Below are 14,800 nucleotides of genomic sequence, written 5' to 3'. Positions count from 1 at the left end.
GTGTTCCAGAACACCGGAGTGCGGGCGTACCATCACGCCATGAGCCGAATCGGAACGTTCGCCGACGACGATATCTACAGCTGGGCCACCAAGTCCCCGGACCTCGGCGGTGCGATCGCCAACTTCAGCCAGGCGGTCTACACCAAGAACCGGCTGCCGATGCGCACGCGCGAAATCGCCCGCGCCGTGATCGCCCACGACAACGAATGCACCGTGTGCATGAACACCCGCGACGCGGACGGACCGGCCGCCGGCGTCGACGAAGAGCTTTACGAGCACGCGCTGGAGTGGCGCACCTGGCCGGGGTTCAGCGAGCAGGAGCGGCTGGCCGCCGAGTTCGCGCACCGGTTCGGCACCGAGCACACGAAGCTGCGCGATGACGAAGACTTTTGGAGCCGGTGCAACGAGCACTTCTCCGAGGAGCTGCTCGCCGACCTCGCGATGTCGTGCGCGTTATGGGTCGGCATGGGCCGGATGCTGCGAACCCTCGATATCGGCCAGACCTGCATGCTGACCCTGCCCAGCCGGGCATAGTCGTCAACGGCATCCGCCGGTAGGGCTGCGATGACCGCAACGCCGCTTGCGGCCGCGGCGGTCGCCCAGCTGGAGGCCGAGGGCGTCGACACCGTCATCGGTACCGTCGTGAACCCCGCCGGGCTCACGCTAGCCAAAACCGTGCCGATCCGGCACACCAGCACCTTCGCCGATCCGGGCCTCGGTGCCAGCCCGTCATGGCATGCGTTCGCCATCGACCAGACCGGCATCGCCTTTACCGACGACGTCGGGGTGATCGGCGATCAACGCGTGCGCATCGACTTATCGGCGGCGCGGCTCGTCGGCGACGGGTTGGCGTGGGCGCCCGCCGGATTCTTCGAGCAGGACGGCACACCGGTTCCCACCTGCAGCCGGGGAACGCTGAGCCGGGTCGAGGCCGCGCTCAGTGCCGCCGGCATCGATGCGGCCGTCGGTCATGAGATCGAGTTCGTACTGGTCGATTCCGAGGGCGGCCGGCTCCCGTCGACGCTGTGGGCGCAGTACGGCCTCGCCGGTGTGCTCGAGCATGAGGCGTTCGTCCGTGATGTCATCGCGGCGGCCGCCACCTCCGGCGTGGGGATCGAGCAGTTGCATCCCGAGTACGGGGCCAACCAGTTCGAGATCTCGTTGTCGCCGCTGCCGCCGGTGGCCGCGGCCGACCAGTTGATACTGACCCGGATCATCATCGGCCGCGCTGCCCGCCGCCATGGCTTGCGCATCAGCCTGTCGCCGGCGCCCTTTGCCGGCAGCGTCGGATCCGGTGCACACCAGCACTTCTCGCTGACCAAGGCGGAAGGCCCGCTATTTTCCGGCGGCCGGGGCGCCGGCGGCATGACGCCGGCGGGGGAGAGCGCGGTAGCGGGGGTGATTCGCGGGCTGCCGGAGGCTCAGGGTGTGCTGTGCGGATCGATCGTGTCCGGTTTACGCATGCAGCCGGGCAATTGGGCGGGGGCTTATGCCTGCTGGGGCATCGAGAATCGGGAGGCCGCAGTGCGATTCGTCAAGGGTGGGCCCGGCAGCGCATACGGGGGCAATGTCGAGGTGAAGATCGTCGACCCGTCGGCGAATCCTTACCTCGCTTCGGCGGCGATCCTCGGGCTGGCGCTGGACGGAATCCGACGTGACGCCCCATTGCCGCCGGAAACGACGGTAGACCCGGCGAAGCTGTCCGATTCCGACCGCGAGCATGCCGGAATCACGGACCTTGCCCTATCTCAGGTGGACATGATTGCCGCGCTGGATAATTCGGCGTTACTGCGAAACATCCTGGGCGAGTCCGCGGTCGACATGGTTGTCGCCGTCCGCCGCCTCGAGCATGCGCACTATGGCGACCTGACCTCGGAGCAACTGGCGGACAAATTCCGGATGGCATGGAGCCTGTAGCGGTGGCGGCCCCATCGGCTCTCGCGCATCACATCGGCGAAGTGGCATTGATCGATCAACACGTCCACGGATGCTGGTTAGAGCCGAGGGATCGGCAAGGGTTCGAGAATGCCCTCAACGAGGCCAACACCGAGCCGCTCGCGGATTCGGGTTTCGACTCACAGCTCGGCTTCGCGGTGCGCGCCCACTGCGGCCCCGTCCTGGGATTGCCTGAACACGTTGATCCACAGATCTATTGGGAGCGCCGCCGCGAATGCAGCGAGAGCGAGCTGGCCCGGCTGTTCCTGCCGGCCGCCAAAGTGAGCGACTGGCTAGTGGATACCGGAATCGTTTCCGGCACAACGAATGTGGCCGAATTGAGCGCGCTATCGGGCAACCGTGCGCACGAGGTAGTCCGCCTCGAACAGGTAGCCGAACAGGCCGCACAGGCGCCCGGCGATTACGCGTCCGCATTCGAAGAGATCCTGCACGAGCGTGCGGCCCACGCCGTCGGCACCAAGTCCATCCTGGCCTACCGCGGCGGTTTCGACGGCGACTTGACCGAGCCGACCGCGTCGGAAGTCGCCGAAGCCGCCGGTCGGTGGCGGGAACGCGACGGGACCCGACTGCAGGATCGAGCTCTGCTGCGTTTCGGGCTGCACCAGGCCTTGCGGCTCGGCAAGCCGCTGCAGTTTCATGTCGGCTTCGGCGACCGCGACTGCGATCTACACAAAGCCAATCCGCTGTTTCTGTTCGACTTTCTGCGTCAATCCGGCGACACCCCGATCGTGTTGCTGCACTGCTATCCCTACGAGCGCGAAGCCGGCTATCTGGCTCAGGCTTTCAACAACGTCTATCTCGACGGCGGATTGAGCATCAACTACCTGGGCGCCCGGGGAGCGGCGTTCATCGCCAGACTGCTGGAGATGGCGCCCTTCCGCAAGATCCTGTATTCGTCGGATGGCTTCGGGCCGGTCGAACTGCACTACTTGGGCGCCGCGTTGTGGCGCAAAGGTATTCACCGAGTGCTCCGTGGATTCGTCGACGACGGAGACTGGAGCGAGGCCGATGCGATCCGGGTAGTCGATCTCATTGCGCATCAGAACTCCGCCCGCATCTATTGCCTCGATGTCGTCGGCGACTGAGGCCGAAAACACGACTATCGTTCTCATCGGGGAATGGCCGGAAGGTGGGTCTCCAGACAAGGCGTGTCGTGGATCGACGTGATTTCCTCAAATGGGGTGGGCTGGCGGTAGTCACCGCCGGCACAGCCGGCGTCGGTACAGTTGCCGGCTGCTCGCAGACAGCACCACCCTCACCGCCCAACGGCAATCCTGACTACACCCTGCGAATCGGCACCGGGGCCGTCGAATTGGCGCCAGACCATAGTGTTTCCACCACGGTCTATAACGGTCAGTTCCCCGGACCGCTGCTGCGCTTGAAAGAGGGGCAGCGGACCTGGGTGGACATCTACAACGACACCGACACGGAAGAGCAACTGCACTGGCACGGCCAACAGCTGAGCGTTGACGTCGACGGCGCCGCCGAGGAGGGCACACCGTACATTCCCGCACACGGGATGCGGAGGATCACGTTCGTGCCTGGTCCGGCGGGCTTCCGCTTCTATCACACCCACGTAGTTCCACGCGCCGACCTCTCCCGGGGCCAGTACAGCGGATTGGTCGGCCCGGTCTATATCGAACCCAAACAGAACCCCGGTGCATACGACCAAGAGATCTTCTTGACGCTCAAGGAATTCGAGCCCACTTTCAGCCGAGGGGGCGACATGGCCAGCGATTTTCTGGCCGGCGCCCAGGACCCCGAGCTCAAGGAGAAGGGCGATTCGGCCATGCGGGCGTCGCTGGCGCGTGGTGATCCACACGGATACGAGGTCAGCTACGGTGCTTTCGCCGTCAACGGCCGCAAGCTAGGCCACGGCGAACCCATCCGCGTCCAGGCTGGGCAGCGGATCCTGCTCCACGTCCTCAACGGCAGCGCTACCGAATCCCGCAGCTTGGCCCTGCCCGGCCATACCTTCAATGTGATAGCGCTGGACGGCAATCCGGTGGCGAATCCGGCACCGGTACCGGTCCTGTGGCTCGGTGCCGCCGAACGGATCTCGGCGCTGATCAGCATGACCAGTCCAGGAGTGTGGGTGCTGGGCGATCTCTCCGACGATGACCGTGGCCACGGCATGGGCGTGGTCGTCGAATACGATGGCCGCGGCGGCGACCCGCAGTGGACACCGCCCCCGCCATTCCTGTGGGACTACCGGCTTTTCGCATCGGCCACGCCCACACCGATTCCGCCACCCGACCACACCATCGAAATGCTGATCGAGAAACGCAACGCGGCCGACAACGGTTTCAACATCTGGACCATCAACGGCACCTCATTCTCGATGGACACCAACAAACCCGTGCTCGACGTGCAACGCGGCATGCGCTACCGGCTGCGCTTCCGTAATGCCACCGACGACCTGCATCCGATGCATTTGCACCGGCATACCTTCGAAATCACGCAGTTCGCCGGTTCGCCGACGGCCGGTGTACACAAGGACGTCGCGATGCTCGGCGGCTACCAAAGCATGGACATCGACTTCGTCGCCGACCAGCCCGGGCTGTCGCTGCTGCATTGCCATCAGCAGATCCACATGGACTATGGGCTGATGCTGCTACTCAACAGCACCTGAGCCGAACCCGCTCTTGCGCCTTGATTCGATAGATGCTTATATAGAAGAATGTCGAATCAGTCCTCCTGTTGTCCGGCGCTGGGCGTGGCCGCCATGGGCGAGTCGCAGGCAGTGGACCTGGCGGCGATGTTCAAGGCGCTAGGCGACCCGGTACGGCTGCGGCTGTTGAGCCTGATCGCGAGCCACCCGGGCGGTGAAGCCTGCGTATGTGAAATCTCGGCGACCTTCGATGTCTCGCAACCCACGATTTCCCATCACCTCAAGTTGCTGCGCTCGGCCGGGCTGCTGGACTGCGAGCGGCGCGGCACCTGGGTGTATTACTGGGTCATCCCCTCGGCATTGCAGCAGCTTTCGTCGGTCCTGGGTTTTGACGGCCAGCCCCTGGCGGCCGCTGGGCGGAGCAAGCCGTGACCGACACCGACGCATCGCTGTCCACTCCGGGCGCGGCAACCGCCCGGCTCTCGACGTTGGACCGGTTTCTGCCGCTTTGGATCGGCGTCGCGATGGCAGGCGGCCTGCTGCTGGGCAGGCTTGTTCCTGGTCTCGGATCGGATTTGAGTACTGTTGAGATCCAAGGGATTTCACTACCGATCGCGGTCGGTCTGCTCGTCATGATGTATCCGGTGTTGGCGAAAGTCCGATACGACCGGCTCGACGAGGTGACCGCCGACCGCAAGCTGATGGCATCCTCGCTAGTGCTCAATTGGCTCGTCGGGCCCGCGCTCATGTTTGCTCTCGCCTGGTTGCTACTAGCCGACCTGCCTCAGTACCGCACCGGGCTGATCATCGTCGGGTTGGCCCGCTGTATCGCCATGGTCATCATCTGGAATGACCTCGCGTGCGGGGATCGCGAAGCCGCTGCCGTGCTCGTCGCGTTGAACTCGATGTTTCAGGTTGTCATGTTCGCCGCGCTGGGCTGGTTCTATCTCGCCGTGTTGCCCGGCTGGCTGGGACTGCCGCAAAGCGGCATTGACGTGTCTCCATGGCAGATCGCCAAGTCCGTGCTCATCTTCCTCGGCGTTCCGCTACTGGCCGGATACCTGTCGCGCCGTCTCGGCGAAAAGGCCAAGGGCCGCCAGTGGTACGAGACGCGTTTCCTGCCTCGTATCGGGCCGTGGGCCCTGTATGGCTTGTTGTTCACCATCGTCATCCTCTTCGCCCTTCAGGGCCACCAAATCACCTCGCGGCCCTGGGATGTCGCCCGCATCGCGGTGCCACTACTGGCGTACTTCGCGATCATGTGGGCCGGCGGATATACCCTGGGATTCGCGTTGCGGCTCGGCTACGCGCGTACGACTACCTTGGCGTTCACCGCCGCCGGGAACAATTTTGAACTGGCCATCGCCGTGGCAATCGCCACCTACGGTGTCACGTCTGGGCAAGCCCTGGCCGGGGTGGTCGGACCACTGATCGAAGTCCCTGTGCTGATCGGACTGGTCTACGTATCGCTGGCGCTGCGCACCCGGCTGTTCGGAATCGAAGGCGACTGATGGCCGACAAGCCCAGCGTCCTGTTTGTCTGCGTTCACAACGCGGGCCGCTCGCAGATGGCCGCCGCCCTGTTGAGCCACCTGGCCGGAGACCGCATCGAAGTGCGTTCCGCGGGAACCGAACCCGCCGAGTACATCAACCCGGCAGCCGTAGCCGCCATGGCAGAACTCGGTATCGACCTCGTCGGCGCCACACCCAAGGTCCTGACCAATGCCGCGGTACAGACCAGCGACGTCGTGATCACCATGGGCTGTGGCGATGCCTGTCCTTATTTCCCTGGCGTGTCCTACCGCGACTGGAAGTTGCCCGATCCCGCGGGCCAACCCTTGACAACCGTCCGCAACATCCGCGACGAGATCGCCGACCGCGTACGGACGCTGATCACCGAGCTCTTGCCCACATCCACCACGAACATGTAACGGCAGATAGGAGATCGCCATGTCCCGCGTGCAACTCGCCCTCAATGTCGACGACCTCGACGAGGCAATCAAGTTTTACTCCACGCTCTTCGGCACCCAGCCCGCGAAGGTCAAACCCGGCTACGCCAACTTCGCGATCGCCGAACCCCCGCTCAAACTCGTGCTGCTGGAAAGCCCTGGGCATGGCGGAACCATGAACCATCTCGGTGTGGAGGTCGAATCCAGCGAGGTGGTACATCAGGAGGTCGGTCGGCTCGCGGGTGAGGGCATGTTCACCGAAGAGGAGATCGGGACCACCTGCTGCTTCGCCACACAGGACAAAGTGTGGATTACCGGACCCGGCGGTGAACGGTGGGAGATTTACACCGTTCTCGCCGACTCCGACACGTTCGGGCCCCAAGACGAGCGCCCTGACCAAACTTGCTGCGCCACATAGCCGTGTGAAAGCCGCGCAATCCGGGTAGTCGAACCCGAGAAAACGCTAGCGACAGGACACGGACATGGGGCTCGTCGGGGAGGCCATTGACTGGACCCGCAGACAGGTCGTGTCCAGGGTCCCCAAGGCCGACTTCGACCAGCGCGACCCTGACTACATCCGCGATCAACTGCCGGGCACTTGGTTGCTCGCGTCGCTGTACTTCCGGGCGGACGTGCAAGGGTTGGATCGAATCCCCGGCGAGGGACCGGTGCTGATGGTCGGCAACCACAGCGGCGGCAACGTGCCCCCCGACACCTTCGTATTCACGCTTGCGTTCTGCTCGTACTTCGGCGTCGAGCGGCCGTTTTACCAGCTGGCCCACAACCTCGTCGTCTCGGCACCGCCGCTTGGCTGGCTGCGTAAATTCGGCACCGTCGCTGCCAACCCTGAAAATGCCCGGCTCGCACTGGATTCCGGTGCAGCTCTGCTGGTCTATCCCGGCGGCGACTACGAAGTGTTCCGGCCGTCGTGGGAGCGCCACAAGGTCGACTTCGGCGGCCGGATGGGTTACGTGAAGCTGGCTCGCGAGACCGGCGTGCCAATCGTCCCGGTCGCCAGCGTCGGAGGCCAGGAGAGCGCGTTGTTCCTCAACCGCGGGCAGTGGCTGGCCAAGATAGTGATGGCGGATAAGTTACTGCGGCTCAAGAGCATTCCGATATCGCTGGCATTGCCCTGGGGCTTGAACATTGGCGACCTGGCGGGCCACATTCCGCTGCCCACCAAGATCGCGATCGAGGTGCAGGAACCAATTGACGTCGACGGTGACGACGAAGCGGTTCACGACAAAGTAATCGCCAGCCTGCAAGCCGGTGTCGACCGCCTTGCCGCCAAACGTCGCTTGCCGGTGATCGGCTGATGCGCGTCGAACGCCGATGCGTCATCCGGGCCGACCGCGAGTCCGTCTGGAAAATCGTCAGCGACCCGGACTGCTACCCACAGTTCATGGCGAACCTCGAGCGTTGGGAAGCGGCGAACGACCAGGCTGCCGGCGTCGGTGCCCGCTATACCGTCCATTGGAAAATCGGCTCGGTGCCGGTTGGTGGCCTGATCGAGGTGGTCGAATTCGACGAGCGCCGCGACCTCGCCTGGGTGGGCATCACGGGCGTCGCGCTGCGTGGCCGGATCCGGCTGCGCGATGCCGCAGGGGGCCAAACGAAAGTCACGTTCCGGCTGTCTTATCAGGCGCCCGGCGGATTGTTGGGCTACCTTGCCGATCGGATTGCTGTGCGTCAGGTGGGCCGCACGCTGTCCGACACACTGAAGTCGCTCAAGCAACGCGCTGAGTCCTAGTACCCGAGGCATGGCGCAGGGCGGGGCGCTGGCCTACTTTCCGATCTACCTGCGACGCCCCGCGGTGGTCGTCTCGTCCGTGCTGACCGCCAACAGACCATCGCGGCTCTGCGTCATTACGATGCCGTGGCAGTAGAAGAAGGTGGTCGACATGCTGCAGCGCCGCGAGCGTGGCGATCAGGGGCTCCCGGGGCCGTCGCTGCCCGGCTTGCCGACCGGTTCGAGCTGTCCGAGCGGCAGCTCGCCGTGCTCAAGCTGGGCGCGCTGATCGCCTTGGGCCAGGAGTCCAGCATCATCCAGCCCCAGCACTTCCACCGCGCTCGGTACGACCGCGTGGGTCAGCAGGCACGGCTGGGTGAAGGTCAAGGGCAAGCACTACCCGGTCCGTCTTCGCGTGCTGCACGACTTAGCTTCAAAGCAATAGCTTTTCACGTTTTGCGCTGTTCTTGACGCAACGGACCGAATGCATCGGTGAACGCGAAATTCGTTGACCTACTGGGAACTCCAGCTTTACCCAGGGCCGACGCGGTCACGCGCGAGAATCATCCACACGACGAAACCCTTTGGTTCAGTGGGATTACGGCGTAGACTCCATCCATCTCGGGTACTCGGGCGTTCACAAGTCCATATTTCTGGCAACAGATCGTTCAAAGACGAACGGGGGAACTGCCATGTCACGTCGCACGAGCAAGATTATCGTCGCCTTTATCCTCGCCTTTAGCGCTGCCACAACGTCGGGGTGCACGGTACCTCTCACTATCGATTGCAGCCCATTGACCTGCTCACCTTGATAGCAGCCGACCGGTGCATCCCGGTCACAAGTAAGCTGACCGCGCCGCTCTGGGCGCACCCTCATTGAGGTACGCCCGGCGGCGCGTCAGTCACCGCGGTCAACCGAGAGCTGTTGCACTACAGCAACAATGGAACCGCGGTAGCTCGGCCGTTTTGCATGCGCGCACGCCGGAGGAACAGTGGCGCGAGCGATCCCACGGCGCGCTCCGCATCCGCACGCCGACGGTCGGCCGACCTCACGGTGACACTCCGCAGGGGGAGCGGACCGAATCAACCCTGCAGCACATGGGTTTTCGACCGTCCAGATCGGACGACCGCCACGACGTGCGGGACCGACACGTCTAAAGCATTGCCCCGCAATGCGGCCAGTCGCGAGATGCATCCCGACGGAGACGCACCGAAGGCCTGGCCATAGAGCGGAGATCCGCGATAACCCCTGTCCTCACAGGGATTATCGCGAACTCACCCCACGACTACTGAGTGCCTTTTAAGGCGTAAAGACTAGGCCAGAGCCACCTGGGTCGATAGTGAGCGGGATCGTGCACCCCGATGCCGTAAGCGCGGTGAATCCGAGAATCACGGCGACGACAATTTTACTGCTGAGACGTGACATGGTGTTACCCCCGTTCGTCCAAGGGACAATCTGTTTCCAGAGAGCCGTTCTGTTGCCCGAGACACACGTACAATACGACGCCAAACCCCATGATCACGAGGGTTTTCGCGAAAACTCCCGAAAGATTTTTTCAACTTTCCATTCAACCGGTACGGTTCCGGCCTGTCCATCGGAGCACCGGTATGTGACGACGAAAGTGGTTGGTGCACAGGGGATCTCGATTGGCTGTAAATCAAGATCAGTTGCCGCACAAGGGGATGCGCGTCGGATGTGACATAGATGCGGACAAAATGTGACACGCCAGGCGCCCGTCCGTGTCCGCGACCGCGGGATTTCCCGTCGGGGCATGGCCCACTCCGAGATGATGGCGGTGCACGGCGCAAGCGGTTACCGCACCGGCTTCGCGATGTGCAACGTTGGCTAGCCCCAGTGCGGGGGTACTTCGCTACCCGGGCAGTCGGCGTATCGGCAGTTGATATCCCGCACCACGCGCCGGACCACATTGCCGCCGCGGTCGCGGATGTACTCGATCTTGGCCTCGGCTGCCCGGCGGCAATGGGGGCAGACTTCCATTTCTGTCTCGAAACGCGGCATCAGGTCGCCCTCCCCGTCGCGATGCGATCAAAGCGTCGCAGATGCCACGCCTTGGCCATTGATCCTGTTTTTCCGGCAATGAAGCCGCTCGGGAAGCGCCGAGCCGGCGACGCTCGTCGGTGTGGTTACCCCTGAGACTAGAGCAGGGCTCATCGCGCCGGCCTCTATCTGGGCAGCACGCAACCGTCAATGTCCGGGCCGCGAAGTACCCGCGGCCCGGACAGACGACGAACACCGCGCAAGGCACGCCATGAACGTGCCGGCCCTGCGCATGACCTCAGCCCACCAAACGCCTCGCCGACGCCAGAGGCAATCAGCCTTCTGCGTTGCACAGAAGCATTGGTGAACTCCCACACTGCGCGGACGAACATGATGCCTACCCGAGGGCGTCAGGTCGTGGTCAGGGACTCCGAACGGGCAAACAGCTCAATTGGCGTCTGCCCGCGGGTGCCGGCGCACAGTGCGACGAGCCGCCCGGGCTTACATCGTTACCGTGATGAGCGACAAGACCGGCGTACATCCCGTCGCCGACAAGGCGGTAAACCCGAGGATTACGGCGACAGTGATCTTGCTGGTGATGCCCGACATAACGCGCTCCATTCGTCCTGATTTGCGCCCGACTCAATTTGGAGCCAGGTCGATGGCGTCAGGAGCACAAAAGATGACCGCTCCCGACACCGAAGAGAAATTAGCTGGCTTGAAGGCGCCCACCACCGCATTCAGACCCGATTCGGCCCGGTGCAGATACTAACCCGAGAACTGCATGGCATGCCAGGTTTACCGACAAGTAATCTGCGCGTGTCGCTTTGCGGGCCGCTACTCAAGGGCATGCGCGATGTGCGATCGTCGATGACGCCATCCCCCCGCACGACGCCCGCTGGTAGCCGAAACATCAAGGTAGACAATGTATTTGCCACGGTTCTAAGAATCGGACATAGAACAATCGGCTAGCATCCTGAAGCAGTCACGGCGGTAAGGCCGAGGATCAAGACGACACTAACTTTGCTGGTAATGCGCAACATTTGCACTCCATTCGTCCAGGAATTACCCAGCTCTAGCCAAACTGGGGCATTGCACTAGCGAGCGAAAAGAATGGCCGCACCTGGCTCTAGAAAACAAATAGCCGACGTCAAGGCGCCCACTGTTGCATTTACACGAATACGCACCGAGCCCATGGCTCCGGCGGCGGAAGTGGATCGCCGTTATAGATACCACCCACAAACGCCACACCGCCGCGCACATGGACTCAGCCCGCTTTCGAGGCCCGCTTTCGAGCTTTCGCTGACCATTGATGGCCCTAACCGCGGGGCACCTCAACCAGCGAAGAACGACGTCTCAGATCAGCCCCGAAGCGCCGAAAGTTGCCTACGCGTCAAGGCATCAAAAAGAGAAGAGCGACAAGATCGGCGAACATCCTGACGCGGTCACGGCGGTGAAGCCGAGGACCACAGCGACACTGAATTTGGTGGTTAGGCGCGACATTCGCACTCCGTTCGTCCGGGTATCACCCGGCTCAGGCGAGCCGGGCGTGGCGTCAGGAGGCACGAAAAATGGCCGCTCCCGACTCCAAACAACAAATAGCTGGCATGAAGGCGCCCACCACCGCATTCAGACCCGATTCGGCCGGTGCAGATCATAACCGAGATCTGCTGCAGCGCGCTAGATGATACCCACGGGTAACAACCATCCCTGAACGCATCCGTGAGTGAATGAAAGATGACCTAGATCAGACCCGTAGCATCGAAAATCCACGATGTGTCGGCAGCTGCCAGAGCCTCGAAGTGATTCGGAGGAGCAAAGCTGACCAGGCTGTTCATGTCCCAGTAGTCTTTCCAGACCGTGATCTTGCCATCGACGACTTTATGTACCGTGACGAATCTCAGCACGCCCTGTTCACCCGAGGTGAACGTCCAGGTTTCGGAGTGCTCGTACATCACGTCGGCGCCGTTGGTCAACAGCACACCGTCGTGGTTCTCGTAGCCCGCGAGCGGCTCGAGTCCCATCTTGAGTCGCTTCACGGTGTCGTCGGGACCACGCGCCGCCAACGCGGGGACCGGCATGTCGACGTAGAGGCAGTCCTCGTCGAGGAACGACCGGACCGCGTCCCAGTCCCGCCGAGAGAGCGCCCGCCACAGCCCTAGTACGACATCCTCGACCGCGATCATAGAAACTTCTGTCATAGCGGCAAATAAACTCGCTCACCACACCGGTGTCAACCGCCGCGCCCCAGGCGGATACTCGCCAAGATGAACCCGCTGCAGCGCTACATCGCCGACGAGATCGCCACCGACCACGTCGACGGCCTGCTGACCAGGCGCGAAGCCGTGCGGCGGCTATCCCTGCTCGGACTGGGCACCGCGACCGCGACCGCGCTGCTGGCCGCCTGCTCGGTCGCACAAGAACAGTCCGAAGCGCCCCGACCCACGTCGGCCCCCGAAACATCAACTGGCCCAGCCCAACCGCCCGGTATGGCGAACGCACTACCCACATCGTCGATCTCGTGGGGTGGGTCATCGGGTCAGCTGCAAGGGGCGCTGGCGCAGGCGGCCGATCCCAAGGGCGGCGTGCTGGTCACCCACGAGAACAAAGGACTCACCGACTGGGTACGGTCGGTCGCCGGCCGACTGGCCGGAGCCGGGTATTCGGCCCTCGCCATAGACCTGCTCTCCGAGCAGGGCGGAACCGCTGCGTTCCCGGATCCGGCGCAGGCCACCGCGGCGCTCAGCACTATCGCGCCGGAGCAGTTCACCCACGACATGAACTCCGGCGTCGCGGAATTGAAGCTCCGCGCACCGGGGCAGAAGGTTGGTGTGGTCGGTTTCTGCTTCGGCGGGGGACTGGTGTGGCAACTGTTGGGGGCCGGCGCGTTGGGAGTCTCGGCCGCTGTCCCGTTCTACGGGCCGTTGCCGCCCAATCCCGACTTCGCCGGTTCCAAGGCAGCGGTGCTGGGTATCTATGGCGCCCTGGACACCAGGGTTACCGGCTCGCAAGCGACGGCCAAGACCGCTCTGGACCGGTACGGACTGGTCAACGACCTGGTGGTCGAACCCAACGCCGACCATGCCTTCTTCAACGACACCGGCCCCCGCTACAACACCGTGGCCGCGGCCGATGCCTGGCAACGCCTGTTGGACTGGCTGAGCCGCTACCTCGCCCACCAATGATCGACCCTTAGGCGTCGACCGGGGCCATCGCTCGCGCCCGCCCGAGCGCTACCGGCAAGCTCGACCAGCCCCGCAGCACCCGGGTGTCCCGCCTGGTCCCGGCACCGGCCGACCGAACGTCGGGGAAGCGGTCGAAGAAGGCCCGCAGCCCGACCTCGCCCTCGGCTCGGGCGAGCGCAGCGCCCAGGCAGAAGTGCCGCCCCCCGGAGAACGCGAGATGCCTTCCCGCATTGGGGCGTTCGATGTCGAAGCGATGCGGATCGGGGAATATCGACGGATCCCGGTTGGCGGCGGCCAGGTAGAGCAGCACCACGTCTCCGCTTTTGACCTGCCTGCCGGCCAGCTCGACGTCATTGATCGCCTTGCGCGCAGTGAGCTGCACCGGCGAGTCCAACCGCAGGATCTCTTCAACAGCGTTGGGCCATAACTCCGGACGCTCGCGCAATGTGTCGAGGTGCTCGGGGGTATCGAGCAGCATCCGAATCCCGTTGCCTAACAGGTTCACCGTGGTTTCAAACCCTGCGGCCAATACCAGCGCGGCAATCGCGGTGAGTTCGGCTTCGTTGAGATATGTTTCGGCAGAGCCACTTTCGGCGGTCTGAATAAGCTGACTCATCAAATCGTCACCGGGTGAGTGACGCAATTGCTGCAGGTGATCGACGAGCCAGGCGTTGTATCCGGCGATCCCTCGCTGCACCGTGCGGTACTGGCGCCAGGGCAATCCGATGTCCAGACTGGGAGCGGCAAGTTCGCCGAACTGCAGGACGCGCGGCCGGTCCTGTTCGGGCACACCCAAGATGTCGCTGATGATGGCGACCGGAAGTAGCGAGCAATACCGTCCGACGATGTCCACGACACCGGGCTCGTTGGCCAACTCCTCGAGGAGGTTGGCCGCGGTTTCCTCCACTCGATCACGCAACGCGGCGACCGCCCGCGACGTGAACACTGCCGATACCGTCTTGCGGTAGCGCGTGTGATCGGGCGGCTCGGTGGCCAACAGCGAGGGTTCGCGCAGCGGATGCAGAAGGTCGTCGCGAGCGCGGCGCTCCAGCCATCGCACCGGCCCCGGCAGATTCGAACCCAGCACCAGCACCCGGAAGTCGTCGGAGCGCAGCACGCTGTGGATCACGGCATGATCGACCGCCAAATAGCCGACGCGGCTCTTCACCATCGGGCCCAGCGCATGCAGTTCGTCGCAGAACGGCACCGGGTCGGCGGCCACCGTCGGGTCGGCGATCAGCCTGGCCTGCATGTCACCGCGCCGGAGCCCGATCGCCGCGACGCCCCGGATGAACCCGTGCATCGCAAGCCAGTGAAACCGATCCTTCACAGCGCCTCCCTCGGACAGTCGGGTGGTCTTCGCAAAGCGTAT

The 14,800-nt window shown here is 63.7% G+C and carries 15 protein-coding genes and 1 pseudogene; 12 read left to right on the top strand and 4 right to left on the bottom strand.

The genetic code is table 11. The features are described 5' to 3' along the window. Positions 1 to 39 precede the first annotated feature (39 nt). From ACZY0B_RS10170 to ACZY0B_RS10125, 10 genes and pseudogenes are all read left to right on the top strand, one after another. Entirely contained in the window at positions 40 to 534 is a 495-nt protein-coding gene (locus tag ACZY0B_RS10170; RefSeq protein ID WP_463763972.1) for a carboxymuconolactone decarboxylase family protein, read from the top strand. Positions 535 to 564: 30 nt separating this feature from the next. Beyond that, on the top strand, positions 565 to 1,917 hold the full coding sequence (locus tag ACZY0B_RS10165; protein ID WP_463763971.1) for a type I glutamate--ammonia ligase: 1,353 nt from the start codon (positions 565 to 567) through the stop codon (positions 1,915 to 1,917). Then, the gene (locus ACZY0B_RS10160) at positions 1,905 to 3,041 is read left to right on the top strand and encodes an amidohydrolase family protein (protein ID WP_463763970.1); all 1,137 of its coding nucleotides are present in this window, start codon (positions 1,905 to 1,907) and stop codon (positions 3,039 to 3,041) included. Before ACZY0B_RS10165 ends, ACZY0B_RS10160 begins: the two co-directional genes overlap by 13 nt. Positions 3,042 to 3,109: 68 nt before the next feature. Then, on the top strand, positions 3,110 to 4,588 hold the full coding sequence (locus tag ACZY0B_RS10155; protein WP_463763969.1) for a multicopper oxidase domain-containing protein: 1,479 nt from the start codon (positions 3,110 to 3,112) through the stop codon (positions 4,586 to 4,588). Between the two features lie 48 nt (positions 4,589 to 4,636). Continuing rightward, the gene (locus ACZY0B_RS10150) at positions 4,637 to 4,999 is read left to right on the top strand and encodes an ArsR/SmtB family transcription factor (protein ID WP_463763968.1); all 363 of its coding nucleotides are present in this window, start codon (positions 4,637 to 4,639) and stop codon (positions 4,997 to 4,999) included. A 17-nt stretch (positions 5,000 to 5,016) separates the two neighbouring features. Then, a pseudogene (gene arsB, locus ACZY0B_RS10145) lies at positions 5,017 to 6,497 on the top strand (ACR3 family arsenite efflux transporter). Between the two features lie 19 nt (positions 6,498 to 6,516). Further along, positions 6,517 to 6,933, top strand: coding sequence for an ArsI/CadI family heavy metal resistance metalloenzyme (locus ACZY0B_RS10140; RefSeq protein ID WP_463763967.1), 417 nt, complete (start codon positions 6,517 to 6,519; stop codon positions 6,931 to 6,933). A gap of 64 nt (positions 6,934 to 6,997) precedes the next feature. Beyond that, entirely contained in the window at positions 6,998 to 7,831 is an 834-nt protein-coding gene (locus ACZY0B_RS10135; protein WP_463763966.1) for a lysophospholipid acyltransferase family protein, read from the top strand. Further along, entirely contained in the window at positions 7,831 to 8,265 is a 435-nt protein-coding gene (locus ACZY0B_RS10130; protein WP_463763965.1) for an SRPBCC family protein, read from the top strand. The genes ACZY0B_RS10135 and ACZY0B_RS10130 overlap by 1 nt, the downstream gene beginning before the upstream one ends. Before the next feature lie 10 nt (positions 8,266 to 8,275). Next, positions 8,276 to 8,401, top strand: coding sequence for a hypothetical protein (locus ACZY0B_RS10125; protein WP_463763964.1), 126 nt, complete (start codon positions 8,276 to 8,278; stop codon positions 8,399 to 8,401). A 41-nt stretch (positions 8,402 to 8,442) separates the two neighbouring features. Here ACZY0B_RS10125 and ACZY0B_RS10120 read toward each other — a convergent pair whose 3' ends face one another. Next, complete coding sequence (locus ACZY0B_RS10120) at positions 8,443 to 8,637, bottom strand: hypothetical protein (protein WP_463763963.1); 195 nt, start codon at positions 8,635 to 8,637, stop codon at positions 8,443 to 8,445. A 1,453-nt stretch (positions 8,638 to 10,090) separates the two neighbouring features. After that, positions 10,091 to 10,264 carry a 5'-phosphate oxidase gene (locus tag ACZY0B_RS10115; protein WP_463763962.1) on the bottom strand — a complete coding sequence of 58 codons (174 nt, stop codon included), beginning with the start codon at positions 10,262 to 10,264 and terminating at the stop codon, positions 10,091 to 10,093. A 496-nt stretch (positions 10,265 to 10,760) separates the two neighbouring features. Between ACZY0B_RS10115 and ACZY0B_RS10110 the strand changes: the two genes are divergently transcribed. Next, positions 10,761 to 11,015 carry a hypothetical protein gene (locus ACZY0B_RS10110; RefSeq protein ID WP_463763961.1) on the top strand — a complete coding sequence of 85 codons (255 nt, stop codon included), beginning with the start codon at positions 10,761 to 10,763 and terminating at the stop codon, positions 11,013 to 11,015. 970 nt (positions 11,016 to 11,985) lie between these two features. Here the strand turns inward: ACZY0B_RS10110 and ACZY0B_RS10105 are convergent. Then, the gene (locus ACZY0B_RS10105) at positions 11,986 to 12,429 is read right to left on the bottom strand and encodes a limonene-1,2-epoxide hydrolase family protein (RefSeq protein WP_463764044.1); all 444 of its coding nucleotides are present in this window, start codon (positions 12,427 to 12,429) and stop codon (positions 11,986 to 11,988) included. An 81-nt stretch (positions 12,430 to 12,510) separates the two neighbouring features. On the opposite strand from ACZY0B_RS10105, the gene ACZY0B_RS10100 reads away from it, so the two are divergent. Then, positions 12,511 to 13,428, top strand: coding sequence for a dienelactone hydrolase family protein (locus ACZY0B_RS10100; RefSeq protein WP_463763960.1), 918 nt, complete (start codon positions 12,511 to 12,513; stop codon positions 13,426 to 13,428). Between the two features lie 7 nt (positions 13,429 to 13,435). Here ACZY0B_RS10100 and ACZY0B_RS10095 read toward each other — a convergent pair whose 3' ends face one another. Continuing rightward, on the bottom strand, positions 13,436 to 14,758 hold the full coding sequence (locus ACZY0B_RS10095; RefSeq protein WP_463763959.1) for a cytochrome P450: 1,323 nt from the start codon (positions 14,756 to 14,758) through the stop codon (positions 13,436 to 13,438). Positions 14,759 to 14,800 lie beyond the last annotated feature (42 nt).

The sequence above is a fragment of the Mycobacterium sp. IDUB_19 genome (genome assembly GCF_055419445.1).
The sequence above is the reverse complement of the archived record's forward strand: the minus strand, read 5'-3'. Positions and strand labels throughout refer to the sequence as shown.